The sequence below is a fragment of the Sphingobium sp. PAMC28499 genome, assembly GCF_004795815.1.
In the GTDB taxonomy this organism is placed as follows: domain Bacteria; phylum Pseudomonadota; class Alphaproteobacteria; order Sphingomonadales; family Sphingomonadaceae; genus Sphingobium; species Sphingobium yanoikuyae.
On sequence record NZ_CP039248.1, the window covers coordinates 4,636,670 to 4,648,858 of the forward strand.

Sequence of the window (12,189 nt, forward strand, 5' to 3'; positions counted from 1 at the left end):
CAACGCGACAAGGGACGCAGGATGATCCACAACCGCCGCGCGCAACCACGACGCTTGCCTGCCCCCTGGTCGAGCCTGGCATGGCTGCTGGTTGGCCTGTCGCCTTCTTTTGCGACAAGCGCCTTGGCCGGGGAACCCGTAGAAACCCTGATAGGGCGGATCGCCCTGCCCGATGACCAGAATATGGCGAGCGTGGAACTGCGCTTCCTCAACATGGGCACGGCGCCCGCCGCCATGCCGCTGCCCGACCGGGTCGAGGCGCTGGTGGAACAGGATGGCGCGGCGCGCCGGCTGTGGCTGCGCCGGGCGCCGGGCGTGCCGGAGACGGTGGAGATTGCGCCGGGCGGCTTTGCCCAGGCGCGCTATCAACTGTCCGCGAGCGACATGGCCGAGGGCGCGTTGCTGTCGATCCCGGCCTGGAATTCGCCGCAGGTGGCGCTGCATGGCGCGGCGGCCGCGCGGATGGCGGCCGCCTCGCCGGTGCCTGTTCCACCGCCGCCGCCACCGCCCGGAACCCCGGTGCCGCCGCCGGTCGCGCCGCCGGCCGATCGCAGCGCGGGCAATGCCTTCATCGGCAATCTGGCGCCCTATGAGCCGATCTACGCAGTCTATGGCCCCGGCACCAATACCGATGCCCGGTTGCAGTTGAGCTTCGAATATCGGTTGTTCGGGTCGCGCGATGCCGCGCATTTGCCCAGTTCGTGGCGGGACGGCCTGCATTTCGCCTATACCCAGCGCATGTTCTGGGATCTGGGCGCCAATTCCATGCCCTTCCGCAACATCGATTATCAGCCCGAGCTCATCTATGTGACGCCGACCCGGATGCTGAAAAACGGCATGTCGCTGGCGCTGCAGGGCGGGCTTCGGCACGAATCCAACGGCCGGGACGGCGATGCGTCGCGCAGCATCAACAGCTTCTATGTCGCGCCGATGGCGGCCTTCTCGCTGGGCGAGGAACGGCGGCTGCTGGTAGCACCGCGCCTGACCTTCTATGTCGGCGACAAGTCGGACAATCCCGATATCGTCCGCTATCGCGGCCATGCCGGCCTGTTCCTGCAGGTCGGCGATGATGACGGGCTGCGCCTGTCGACCAACAGCCGATTCAATTTCGGATCGGGCAAGGGCGCGATCAACGCGGACCTGTCCTATCCGCTGCCGCGCCTGCTGGGCGGCGGCCCCGATCTCTATTTGTTCGCTCAGGGATTTGCCGGATATGGCGAGAACCTGTTGGACTATAATCGTTCCATAACAAGATTGCGGATCGGCTTCGCGCTGGTGCGCTGACCGCCGGGTGGCTTGCCCCCGGCCGCTCGACGCGACTGAAAGGGAAGCCGATGTCCTCTGCCCCGCCCGTTGCCTGGCATGCGCTGCCGCCCGAAGAGGCGCTGGCAACGCTGTCCGTCGAAGCGACCGGGCTGGACCAGCGCGACGCCGAAGCCCGGCTGCGGCGCTATGGCCCCAATGCCCTGCCCGAAGCGCCGCGCCAGCATCCGCTGCTACGATTCCTGGCGCATTTCAACAGCGTGCTGATCTATTTCCTGCTGGGTGCGGCGCTGATCGCGCTACTACTGAACCATGGCATCGATGCCGCCGTGATCCTGGCCGTGGTGCTGGTGAATGCGGTCGTCGGTTTCATCCAGGAGGGCAAGGCCGAAGAGGCGCTGGGCGCGATCCAGGACATGATCGCGCCGCATGCCATGGTGCTGCGCAGCGGCGAACGGCGCGTCGTGGCGGTGCTGGAACTGGTGCCGGGTGACATCGTGCTGCTGGAAGCGGGCGACCGGGTGCCGGCCGACATCCGGCTGCTGCGCGCTCGCGGCCTGCTGATCGACGAGGCGGCGCTGACCGGCGAATCGGTCGCGGCGGAAAAGCATCAGACGCTGATCGCCGCCGACGCCGGCATCGCCGACCAGAGCAACATGGCCTTTTCCGGCACGCTGGTGGCCGCCGGCCAGGCGACCGGGCTGGTGGTCGAAACCGGCAGCCACACCCAGATCGGCCGGATCAGCGGCATGCTGAAGGCAGTCGAGGTCGGCAAGACGCCGCTGGTGCGGCAGATCGACGATTTCGCCCGGCTGATGACCTGGTCGGTGCTGGCCGGCGCGGTCGTCCTGTTCCTGTTCGCGGTGCTGGCGCGCGGCTTCCACTGGATCGATGCGCTGATCGCCATCGTCGCCCTGTCGGTCGGCGTCGTGCCGGAGGGGCTGCCGGCCGTCATCACCATCACGCTGGCGATCGGCGTGCAGCGCATGGCCGCGCGGCAGGCGGTGATCCGGCGCCTGCCGGCGGTCGAGACGCTGGGGGCCACGTCGGTGATCTGCACCGACAAGACCGGCACGCTGACGCGCAACGAGATGACCGTGCGTCACCTGCTGCTGCCCGGCGGCGACCTGCATGTCAGCGGATCGGGCTATGCGCCGACGGGCGCCATCAGCCTGGCCGAGGGCGGCGACGATGCCGCGGCGCTGGCCGATGCCGCGCCAATCCTGCGCTGCGGCCTGTTGTGTAACGATGCCCTGCTGCGCCAAGCGGATGACGGCTGGACCGTGCAGGGCGACCCGATGGAGGGGGCATTGGTCGCGCTGGCGATGAAGGCGGGGCTGAGCGCCGACCATGTGCGCGACGAATGGCCGCGGATCGACGAAATCCCGTTCGACGCCGCCTATCGCTTCATGGCGACGCTGCATCGCGCGCCCGATGGCAGCAGCGCCATCTTCATCAAGGGTGCGCCCGAAGCGGTGCTGGCGATGACCGGCGCGGATGCCGTCGCCTGGGACGCGCGGCTGTCGGCCGCCGCCGACCGGGGCGAACGCCTGCTGGGCTTTGCCGTCAAGCGGATCACAGGGGCGCCCGACCGGATCGGCTTCGACGATCTGAAGAGCGGGGTCGAGTTGCTGGGGCTGATGGGCTTCATCGATCCGCCGCGCGACGAGGCGCGGCAGGCGATCGCCCAGTGCCGGTCGGCCGGCATCGCGGTCAAGATGATCACCGGCGACCATGTCGGCACGGCGATCGCCATCGCCCGGCAACTGGCGCTGGACGATGATCCCCAGGCGATGAGCGGCGCCGAGGTCGAGGCGCTGGACGATGAGGCGCTGGCGGCGCGGGTGCGCGATGTCGACGTGTTCGCCCGCTCATCCCCCGAGCACAAGCTGCGCATCGTTCGCGCGCTCCAGTCGCACGGGCTGGTCGTCGCCATGACCGGCGACGGCGTCAACGACGCGCCCTCGCTGAAACAGGCCGATGTCGGCACGGCGATGGGGATCAAGGGCACGGAGGCCGCCAAGGAAGCGGCCGAAATGGTGCTGCTGGACGACAATTTCGCGTCGATCGTGGCGGCCGTGCGCGAAGGGCGCACCGTCTATGACAATATCCGCAAGGTCATCAGCTGGACCTTGCCGACCAATGGCGGCGAGACGCTGGCGGTGGTGATCGCGATCATCGCCGGCTTTGCCCTGCCGATGACGGCGACGCAGATTTTGTGGATCAACCTGGTGCTGACGGTGACGCTGGGGCTGGTGCTGGCGTTCGAGCCGACCGAGCCGGGGACGATGGAGCGGCGGCCGCGTGCCGCCGGTGCGCCGCTGCTTTCCCCCTTCCTGCTGTGGCGCATCATGCTGGTATCGGTGCTGATGGGGGCGATGGCGCTGGGTATATTCTTCTATGCCCAGCATGTCGGCCACGACATCGACACCGCCCGGACCATGGTGGTCAACATGCTGATCGTGGGCGAGATATTCTATCTGTTCAATGTCCGCTTCCTGCACATGCGATCGCTGACGCTGCGCGGCGCGATGGGCACGCCGATCGTGCTGGCGGCGATCGTGGCGGTGGCGATCGCCCAGCTGCTCTTCACCTATGCGCCGTTCATGCACGATATTTTCGACAGCCGGCCGCTGTCGCTGACCGACGGGCTGATGATCATCGGCCTGGGCGCGGCGATGTTCGCCGTGCTGGAACTCGAAAAGCTGGCCGCCCATCGGCTCGCCTGGTTCGAGGATATCTGACCGCCATTATCCACAGTCCAACAGCCGCAGAAGAAGGAGGAAATCATGCCGACGACCATGCGAGCCGCGATTGCCCGGACGTTCAAGGCGCCGCTGACGATCGAGGAGATAGCGATACCCGAGCCGGGGCCCGGCGAGGTGCTGGTGAAGATCGCCGCCAGTGGCGTGTGCCATACCGATTTGCACGCGATCGATGGCGACTGGCCGGTGAAGCCGACCCTGCCGCTGATCCCCGGCCATGAGGGCGTGGGCCATGTCGTGGCGCTGGGCGCGGGTGTCACCGACCTGAAGGAGGGCGACGCCGTCGGCATCCCCTGGCTGCACGACGCCTGCCGCGCCTGCGAATATTGCGAGACCGGCTGGGAAACGCTGTGCGAACGGCAGCATAATACCGGCTACAGCGTCAACGGCACCTATGCCGAATATGCGATCGCCAGCGCGCCCTTTGCCGGCCGCCTGCCCGACAGCGTCGACTTCGTGACGATGGCACCGATCCTGTGCGCGGGCGTCACCGTCTACAAAGGGCTGAAGGAAACCGAGGCGAAGCCGGGCGAATGGGTGACCATTTCCGGCGTCGGCGGGCTGGGTCATGTCGCCGTGCAATATGCCAAGGCGATGGGCCTGCATGTCGTGGCGCTGGACATTGGCGAGAGCAAGCTGGAGCTGGCCCGGTCGCTGGGCGCGGACCTGGCGCTGGATGCGCGGGCCGACAATGTCGTGGCGGAAGTGCAGAATGCGACCGGCGGCGGCGCCCATGGCGTGCTGGTGACGGCGGTGTCGCCCCCCGCCTTTGCCCAGGCGATCGCCTGCACCCGCCGGCGCGCGACCGTCAGCCTGGTCGGGCTGCCGCCGGGCGATTTCCCGACGCCGATCTTCGACGTGGTGCTCAAGCGCGTGACCGTGCGCGGGTCGATCGTCGGCACCCGGCGCGACCTGGCCGAAGCGATCGCCTTCGCGGTCGAGGGCAAGGTGAAGGCGCATGTCACGCCCCGGCCGTTCGATGATGTGAACGCCGTGCTGGACGAACTGCGCGCCGGCAAGGTGGACGGGCGCATCTCGCTCACCCTGTAACGGGCGGCATGGCCGGGCGCGGGCGGTGCATGCCGCCCGCGCCGCCGGTCAGCGGCGCGCTTCGAAGATGGAGATGCGGCGCGGCTGGCGCGGCTGCACCGCCTGGCCCAGTTCGCGTTGCAGCATGGCCAGCATCCAGGCACGGTGCCGGGCCATGAATTCGGGAAAGCCCTCTGCCCTGGCCGGGTCGAACACCGGCACCTGCCAGTCGGCGGGCTGATCGAGATAGGGCGGGATCACGTCGCCCGCCGCCTCGGCCGGCAGGTCGACATGGCTGCCCCAGTAGCGATTGTCGCGGAAGCGGATAAATTGGGCCGGGGCGAAACCCGCCTTGATGAGGTAATCGGGGCCTGACCGGCCGCTCTCGCTGCCATAACGGGCGGTGCCGGCGACCTTGAAGTCATTTTCGACGATGCGGACATCCTGTGCCCAGCCATCCCAGTTGGTCGCCACCACCATCTGCACATCCATGCCCTTGCCGACATGGATCACATTCTTTTCCACCAGCACGTCGGAGACATTGCCGGCGAGCTGGAAGATGCGCAGCGCGTCGTTGCGGCTGACATTATAGCGCGCGACGGTACCGCGATTGCCCAGATTATCCTTGTCGTTGCGGCCGGGCGAACAGATCAGCAGGAAGCCGCCAGCATTGTCGTGGCTGTAATTGTAGAGCAATGTCGTGCGGCGCGAATTGAAGTCGCTGTCAAAGCCCTGCCCGTCATAGCGGGTGCGGGTATAGGCGGCCTCGTTGAGCTGGATCAGGCTGTTGTCGGTGCTCCACTGCCAGATGCCGGCATTATAGCCCGGCGCACGGGCGCCGGCATAGCGCACGATATTATGTTCGATCAGCGCGCCGTCAGTGCCGCGCGGGACGATGCCGTCGCCGCCAATATCCTCGACCAGATTGTCGCGGATCACGATCTTTTCGCTCGGGAACCAGTCCTTGGCGCTGATCCGGTCGGCGATGCCGGCGATGCCGGACCGGTCGACCTTCCAGACGATATTGCGTTCGATCACCAGATCCTGAAAGCGGGTCGGCAGCTTCTTGCCGGTCGCGCTGAAGACGATGCCGCCATTATCCTTGCGATCATTCACGCCGCGCACGTCGTGAATATACATGTCGCTGATGCGGATGCCGCGCGTCACGCCCCGGTCGATCGCCGAGACCAGCACGCCGAAACGCTGGGCCGGGGCGGAATTGTCGTTGGTGACTTCCAGCCCGCTGACGCTGACATATTCGGCATTGATGACGCCCACGCCATGGGGCGAGACGCCGCCGGCGTCGATGCGCGGCCGTGCGCCGGTGCCGAAGGCGGCGACGCTGATCGGCGCGCCGGAGCGGCCCGATCGGGTGATGGTGAGCGGCTCCTGCCAGCGCGATCCGGCCATCAGCAGCACCTGATCACCCGGCATCAGCGGATAGTCGCGCACCCGCGCCAGGCTGCGCCAGGGTTGGTCGGCGGTGGTGCCGGCGGCGCGATCATTGCCGGTGGCGCTGTTGACATAATAGGTCGTCGCCTGCGCCGCGGATGTCGCACCCGCGGTCAGGACCAGGAAAGGCAGGAAGAGTGTCAGCGCCCGGCCATGCCGGCTTTTACCCATCGTCATATTGCGCGCCATTCTATCGGTCGCGCGCTGAATGCAAGGTGAAGTCGCCTCAGCCGGGCGTGCGGCAGGCCTGGCGCAGGTCGATTTTGGATGCCGGCGCGCTATCGGCGGGGAGAGCGATGCCCTGCGCCTGCGCCACCCGTTCGATGATGCCGCCGCCGCCCGGCAGGGCTTCGGCCTGAGCATAGGCCGGGTCGGCCTCCGCCTGTGCCAGCGGAATATAGCGCGCGCCGGCGGCATCGAGCCGGGCCATGACATCGGGCAGGGTGTCGGCGGTCCAGGCGCCGACATGGAGCAGCAGCACATGCGGGATCGGGCGGCCATGGACGCGCTGGGCATTGGCCTTTGCCCGCGCGATCGCCTGATCGACCACGGCCAGATAGTGGCGCTTCATCGCCGCGATCATGCGATCGTCGCCCTGCGCGCGGCAGCGGGCATAGGCATCGCTATAATCCCAGTCCTCGAAAGCCAGGCTGACGCTGGCGATGCGATAGCCGCGCTGCTTGAGAAAGGCGGCGGCGCCGTCATGGCGGGTCGCGTCCTTGCCGCTCGACAGGTTGGGAAAGCGCAGCCAGTGCCAGTCCCCTTTCCCCATATGCCGTTCCAGCGCCGGCTCGCCCGCGATCACATCCGCCTGCCAGGCGTCGAGCGAAGGCGCGCCGTCGAGATTCAAATGGCTATAGCTGTGGTTGGCGAGCGGATAGCCGGCCTGGCGCCAGAGCGTCAGCACCGCGTCCGACGCCGGATCCTCCGCCAGCCCGCGTGCATTGACGAAGCCATAGGGCTCCGCGACATGATGCGCCTTCAGGGTCGCCAGGAAGCGGCGGGCGATATCGGCGCGGGTGGTGCCGGGCGGCAACTGGCCATGGGCAGGCAGATCATCGACCGTGATCGTGACATCGAACCGGGGCGGATCGCCCGCCTGCGCCGCCGCTGCGCTGCCCAGCAGCAGGCAAAGGGCCATGGCCCGCTTCATCATCTCCGCCTCTCCCGCTGAATGTCCGCAGCGGTCCTAGCCGGGCCGCGCGGATCATTCGAGCAGTTTCAGCACATCCTGTTGCCGGGCATTGGCCTGGGCCAGCATCGCGGTCGCCGCCTGCGACAGGATCTGGCTCTTGGCGAGGGCGGTGGATTCGGTGGAGAAATCCGCATCCTCGATCCGCGAGCGGGCGTCGGTGAGGTTGACGATATTGGTGTCGAGCTGGCTGGAGATGGATTCCAGCCGGCTCTGCGCGGCGCCCAGATTGACGCGGGCGGTCGATATCTGTGCCAGCGCCGCGTCGATCACCGCCAGCCCCTGCTGCGCGGTCACGCCGATCTGGGCGTAGGATTTATAGTCGGAATCGGTGAAGGCGACATAGCCTTCCGGGTCCATCCAGCCGGTGCTGCCCAGATCGTTGGTGCGATGGACGGCGGCCACGCCGACATCATAGTCGAGCGTCAGATCGATATTGCTGATGCCCACGAAGCGCATCGTGCCGTTCACCGCGAGGTCGGTGCCCAGCAGGGTGAAATCGTCGCTGTTGCTGCGCAGGGTCGGCAGGGTGATGGCGACATTGTCGGTCGCATTGGCGCCGGCCTGGACATTGATGACGGTGCTGCCGGCGCTGTGCATGAGTTCATCGCGATAATATCCATAGCCGTTGTAATCGAGCAAATCGCCATCCGCATTATAGTCGCGGGCCGCCGTCCCTTGCGTTGTGTTCGAAAACAGGTTCACGCCGTTGAACTCGCTGTTCTGCAGCAGCGCGTTGATCTGGGCGACGGTCTGATCCATTTCGGTCTGGAGCGCGGCGCGATCCTCCGGCCGGTTGACGCCATTGGCCGCCTGGAGCGTCAATTCGCGCATCCGCTGCAGGCTGTTCTGGACCTCGCCCAATATGCCTTCGGCCGTCTGGGTCAGCGATATGGCGTCGGCCGCGTTGCGCTTGGCCACTTCCATGCCGCGCAGCTGGCTGGTCATGGTCTGGGCGATGGCCATGCCGGCCGCATCATCCTTGGCCGAATTGATCCGCTTGCCGGTCGACAATTTCTCGCTTGCCTGGCCCTGGGCCTTGGTGGCCGCCTCGATCGCCCGCTGCGCGCGCAGCGCCGCGCTGTTGGTTCCGATCACGCTCATGGGATGTCCTCCATCCATGCCAGGCAGGAAGATGCCGGCGTCTGTGGGACCGGGCGACGCGGGTCGCAAAGCGCCGCCCGGCAACCGAAAGGCGTTGCCCCCAAACGGTCGTCCCCGTGATGGCCGCGTCACAGCGCCCGGCCTATCCGGTTAATTCCCGGATAAGATTGAAACGGCAGGGAATTTCCCGGCTTGGCAGGCGGGTGATCCGGGCTAGGACAGGGCCATGGCCACCCTGTCCCCCATGAGCGCCCGGCCGCGCCCTTTTCGCCTGGAGGCACGCGCCATCGACTGGCGGCTGGTGGCGCTGCTGCTGGCCTATCCCTTCGCGTTCAAGCTGGCGCATATGGCGGCCAGCCCGTGGGGTGGCGCCCATTTCTTCAGCCTCTGGTATCCCGCCGCCGGCGTGCGGCTGGCGCTGCTGTGGCGGATCGGCGCGCGCTTCACGCCGGTCCTGATCGTCGAGGAATGCGTGATCCAGTTGCTGACCGGCACGATCGTGTGGGGCGGGCCCGAATTTCTCAACCAGCTGGGCGGGGTGGCGCGCGCGCCCGCCGCCTATGGCCTGATGATCGCGCTGGTGCGCTTCATCGAGCGGCGCAGCCGGTCGGAACTGGCGATCGCGCCGATGCCCTTCGGCCTGGCCGCGGTGCTGGCGCCGACGCTGGTGTCCTTCACCGCGGGTTTCTGGGAATGGCTGTGGCCCGGCGTGTCCGGCACCCTGCCCAGCCAGCCGATCGCCACCACCATCGCCGCCTTCCTGGTCGGCGACCTGCTGGGCGTGCTGCTGGTCGCGCCGCCCCTGCTGTGGATCGGCACGCGCAATGAGGAGGCGCGGCGGCTGATGCAGATCGGGCGCGGCCGCGCGGTCGAGGCGGCCGCCGTCTTCGTCTTTGCCTGGCTGCTCGCCTGGGGGCTGGCGCGGGTCGAGCCGCAGATCGCGGTCACGCCGGTGCTGATCGGCGCGATCTGGGTGGGGCTGCGCTGCGGCCGGCTGGGTGCGTGGATCGCGATCATCCTGTCGGCCGCGATCATCCTGCCCTGGTCGGCACCATTGTCGGCCAGCGCCACCCGCTTCGCGCTGCACATGGGCCTCGCCGCGATGGCGATCGCCACCTATCTGGCCGGCAGCTTTGCCGAGGCGCAGATTCGCGCCCGCGAGGATATCGCCCGACGCGACCGCATCCTGTTCCAGGCCGAACGGCTGAAGACGCTGCGCGCCATGTCGGTGGCGATCATCCACGAGATCAGCCAGCCACTGTCGACGCTGGCGATCGAGACCCGGCATCTGTCCGCCCTGTCGCGCGATCCGCAGCCCGACCTGGCCGAGATGCGCGAGAGCATCGAGCTGGTCGATCGCAAGGCGGCTTTGCTGGCCGACATGGTGCGACGGCTGCGCAGCTTTGGCGGCCGCGCGGTCGACGAACCATCGCCGATCATCGTCGGCCAGATGCTGCGCGACTGTGCCGGCATGGTCGGCGGCGAGGCGCGCAGCCTGGGCTGCGCCATCAGCCTGCCGCCGATGGATGCACGGTTGCAGGTCACCGGGCATGAGATCGAACTGACCCAGATATTGCTCAACCTGCTGCGCAACGCGATGCTGGCAGCGCCCGGATCGACCATCGAGATCGCCGTGGAAAGCCGGGCCGATCAGGTGACGATCCATGTCGCCAACCCGGTCCCGTCCCCCACCTCCGACTATGGCGGCATGGGCATCGGCCTGCTGGTGGCGCGTGCCATCGCCGACGCCCATGGCGGCACGCTGACCCGCGACATCGCGCAGGGCCGCGCGCGCGCCAGCCTGTCCCTGCCCCGCACGGAGCCCAGCCATGACTGACCCGGCCGATCCCGCCATCATCCATGTGGTCGATGACGATCATGATCTGGGCCGGGCGGTGGCGCGTCTGCTGGGCCGGCACGGCTATCGCACCCAGGCGTTCGAAACGCCCCGCGCGATGCTGCGCGCCCAGGCCGACGAGCCGGCCCATTGCCTGGTCACCGACGTGATGATGGCGGACATGGACGGCTTTGCCTTTGCCGAGCGGATGCGGGCGCAGGATCCGGCGGTGGCGATCATCTTCATGACCGCCTGGCCGACCACCAGCAGCGCGGTGGATTCGGTGCGCCGCTATGGCGGGCTCGACTATCTGGAAAAGCCGATCGACGAGGGGCGGCTGCTGGCCGCCGTGGCGGAGGGCGCGCGCTGGAGCCGGCAGCGGCGCGGGGCGCTGGCCCGGCTGGCGCCGCTGACCCCGCGCGAGCGCGAGGTGCTGCACTGCCTGGCCCAGGGGATGAGCAACAAGATGGTCGCCGCCGCCCTGTCGCTGAGCCCCAAGACGATCGAGGATCATCGCGCCGCGATCGTCGCCAAGACCGGCGCCAGCAGTCCCGCTGCCCTGATCGCCCTGGTGCGGGAGGCGAGCGGCACCGACGGCTAGATTGTCTTGTTGTGCGCGGCGATGGTCGGGCTATCTAGGCCGATGATCGATCCCCGCGCGCTTCGCACCTTCCTCGCCGTCTGCCGTGCCAATTCGATCAGCGGCGGCGCCCGGCTGCTCAACATCTCCCAGCCATCGGTGTCCAATGCGATCGCGCAGCTGGAACAGTCGGTCGGCGCGGCCCTGTTCGCCCGGTCGCGCAGCGGCATCAGCCTGACGCCGGAGGGCGAAGTGCTGCTGCGCCGGGCGGAGGCGGTCGACAGCCTGATCAGCGGCGCGGAAGAGGAATTGCGACTGGCCCGCGCGGGCGTGACCGGACCGTTGCGCGTGGGCGGCACGCCGGGCGCCCTGGTCAGCCTGCTGCCCGAAGCGGTGCGCCGGCTGGAGGACAAGATGGGCCATTTCGCGCTGCATGCGGTGGAACGGCCCGACCATGACCTGGCCGACATGCTGCACCGGGGCGAGATCGAGCTGGCCTTCGTCACCACGGGGCTGGAGGAGCCGCCCGAGGGGATCGAGGAAATCACCTTCGCGCAGGATCCGTTCGCGCTGGTGGTCGGCCGCCGCAAAGACCATCTGCCGGCCGAGGTGTCGCTGCGCGACATGATGGCCAAGCGCTGGGTGCTGCCGGAGGCGCGCGGCGCCTTTCGCCGGCAGATCGACGCGTTGTTCATGGCGGCGGGCGTGCCGGTGCCGCAGGACGTGATCCGGTGCGACTCCCTGCTGACGACCAAGGCGATGGTGCGGAACAGCAGCCGGCTGACCATCCTGCCGATGAAGGTGGCGGCGGCCGAACTGTCAATCGGCGTGCTGCGCGCGATTGCCATTCGCGAAGCGACCTTCCAGCGCAGCATCGGCATCCGCAAGCTGAAGGACGCCCGCCTGTCGCGGCTGGGCGAGGCGCTGCTGGGCATCATGATCCATAGCTCCAAGCTATGACGTTGCC

At 67.9% G+C, this 12,189-nt stretch carries 9 protein-coding genes; 6 read left to right on the plus strand and 3 right to left on the minus strand.

The features are described 5' to 3' along the window. Positions 1 to 123: 123 nt before the first annotated feature. The 3 genes from E5554_RS21870 to E5554_RS21880 are packed head-to-tail and all read left to right on the plus strand — an operon-like array spanning position 124 to position 5,078. The gene (locus E5554_RS21870) at positions 124 to 1,284 is read left to right on the plus strand and encodes a phospholipase A (RefSeq protein WP_247594331.1); all 1,161 of its coding nucleotides are present in this window, start codon (positions 124 to 126) and stop codon (positions 1,282 to 1,284) included. 50 nt (positions 1,285 to 1,334) lie between these two features. Then, the gene (locus E5554_RS21875) at positions 1,335 to 4,007 is read left to right on the plus strand and encodes an HAD-IC family P-type ATPase (protein ID WP_136188072.1); all 2,673 of its coding nucleotides are present in this window, start codon (positions 1,335 to 1,337) and stop codon (positions 4,005 to 4,007) included. Positions 4,008 to 4,052: 45 nt separating this feature from the next. After that, complete coding sequence (locus tag E5554_RS21880; protein WP_069335445.1) at positions 4,053 to 5,078, plus strand: zinc-dependent alcohol dehydrogenase; 1,026 nt, start codon at positions 4,053 to 4,055, stop codon at positions 5,076 to 5,078. Between the two features lie 48 nt (positions 5,079 to 5,126). On the opposite strand, the gene E5554_RS21885 is transcribed toward E5554_RS21880, so the two are convergent. From E5554_RS21885 to E5554_RS21895, 3 genes are read right to left on the minus strand one after another with little or no spacing between them, the layout of a single operon-like run. Further along, entirely contained in the window at positions 5,127 to 6,686 is a 1,560-nt protein-coding gene (locus tag E5554_RS21885; protein ID WP_247594332.1) for a right-handed parallel beta-helix repeat-containing protein, read from the minus strand. A gap of 49 nt (positions 6,687 to 6,735) precedes the next feature. After that, entirely contained in the window at positions 6,736 to 7,665 is a 930-nt protein-coding gene (locus tag E5554_RS21890; protein WP_136188074.1) for a polysaccharide deacetylase family protein, read from the minus strand. Between the two features lie 51 nt (positions 7,666 to 7,716). After that, positions 7,717 to 8,805: a flagellin gene (locus tag E5554_RS21895; RefSeq protein WP_017500692.1), complete on the minus strand. Its 1,089-nt coding sequence runs from the start codon at positions 8,803 to 8,805 to the stop codon at positions 7,717 to 7,719. A gap of 226 nt (positions 8,806 to 9,031) precedes the next feature. Here E5554_RS21895 and E5554_RS21900 point away from each other — a divergent pair, with 226 nt between their 5' ends. From E5554_RS21900 to E5554_RS21910, 3 genes are read left to right on the plus strand one after another with little or no spacing between them, the layout of a single operon-like run. Further along, a complete protein-coding gene (locus E5554_RS21900; RefSeq protein WP_136188075.1) occupies positions 9,032 to 10,642 on the plus strand; it encodes a HAMP domain-containing sensor histidine kinase in 1,611 nt (536 codons plus the stop codon). Beyond that, positions 10,635 to 11,243, plus strand: coding sequence for a response regulator (locus tag E5554_RS21905; RefSeq protein WP_136188076.1), 609 nt, complete (start codon positions 10,635 to 10,637; stop codon positions 11,241 to 11,243). Before E5554_RS21900 ends, E5554_RS21905 begins: the two co-directional genes overlap by 8 nt. Before the next feature lie 42 nt (positions 11,244 to 11,285). After that, positions 11,286 to 12,182 (plus strand): LysR family transcriptional regulator, encoded by an 897-nt coding sequence (locus E5554_RS21910; RefSeq protein ID WP_136188077.1) that lies wholly within the window; start codon positions 11,286 to 11,288, stop codon positions 12,180 to 12,182. The last annotated feature ends 7 nt before the right edge of the window (positions 12,183 to 12,189 follow it).

Bases quoted from the DNA above. Each gene is read 5' to 3' on its own strand.
- E5554_RS21875 (WP_136188072.1), top strand. From the start codon at position 1,335: ATGTCCTCTGCCCCGCCCGTTGCCTGGCATGCGCTGCCGCCCGAAGAG.
- E5554_RS21880 (WP_069335445.1), top strand. From the start codon at position 4,053: ATGCCGACGACCATGCGAGCCGCGATTGCCCGGACGTTCAAGGCGCCG.
- E5554_RS21885 (WP_247594332.1), bottom strand. From the start codon at position 6,686: ATGACGATGGGTAAAAGCCGGCATGGCCGGGCGCTGACACTCTTCCTG.
- E5554_RS21890 (WP_136188074.1), bottom strand. From the start codon at position 7,665: ATGATGAAGCGGGCCATGGCCCTTTGCCTGCTGCTGGGCAGCGCAGCG.
- E5554_RS21895 (WP_017500692.1), bottom strand. From the start codon at position 8,805: ATGAGCGTGATCGGAACCAACAGCGCGGCGCTGCGCGCGCAGCGGGCG.
- E5554_RS21900 (WP_136188075.1), top strand. From the start codon at position 9,032: ATGGCCACCCTGTCCCCCATGAGCGCCCGGCCGCGCCCTTTTCGCCTG.
- E5554_RS21905 (WP_136188076.1), top strand. From the start codon at position 10,635: ATGACTGACCCGGCCGATCCCGCCATCATCCATGTGGTCGATGACGAT.
- E5554_RS21910 (WP_136188077.1), top strand. From the start codon at position 11,286: ATGATCGATCCCCGCGCGCTTCGCACCTTCCTCGCCGTCTGCCGTGCC.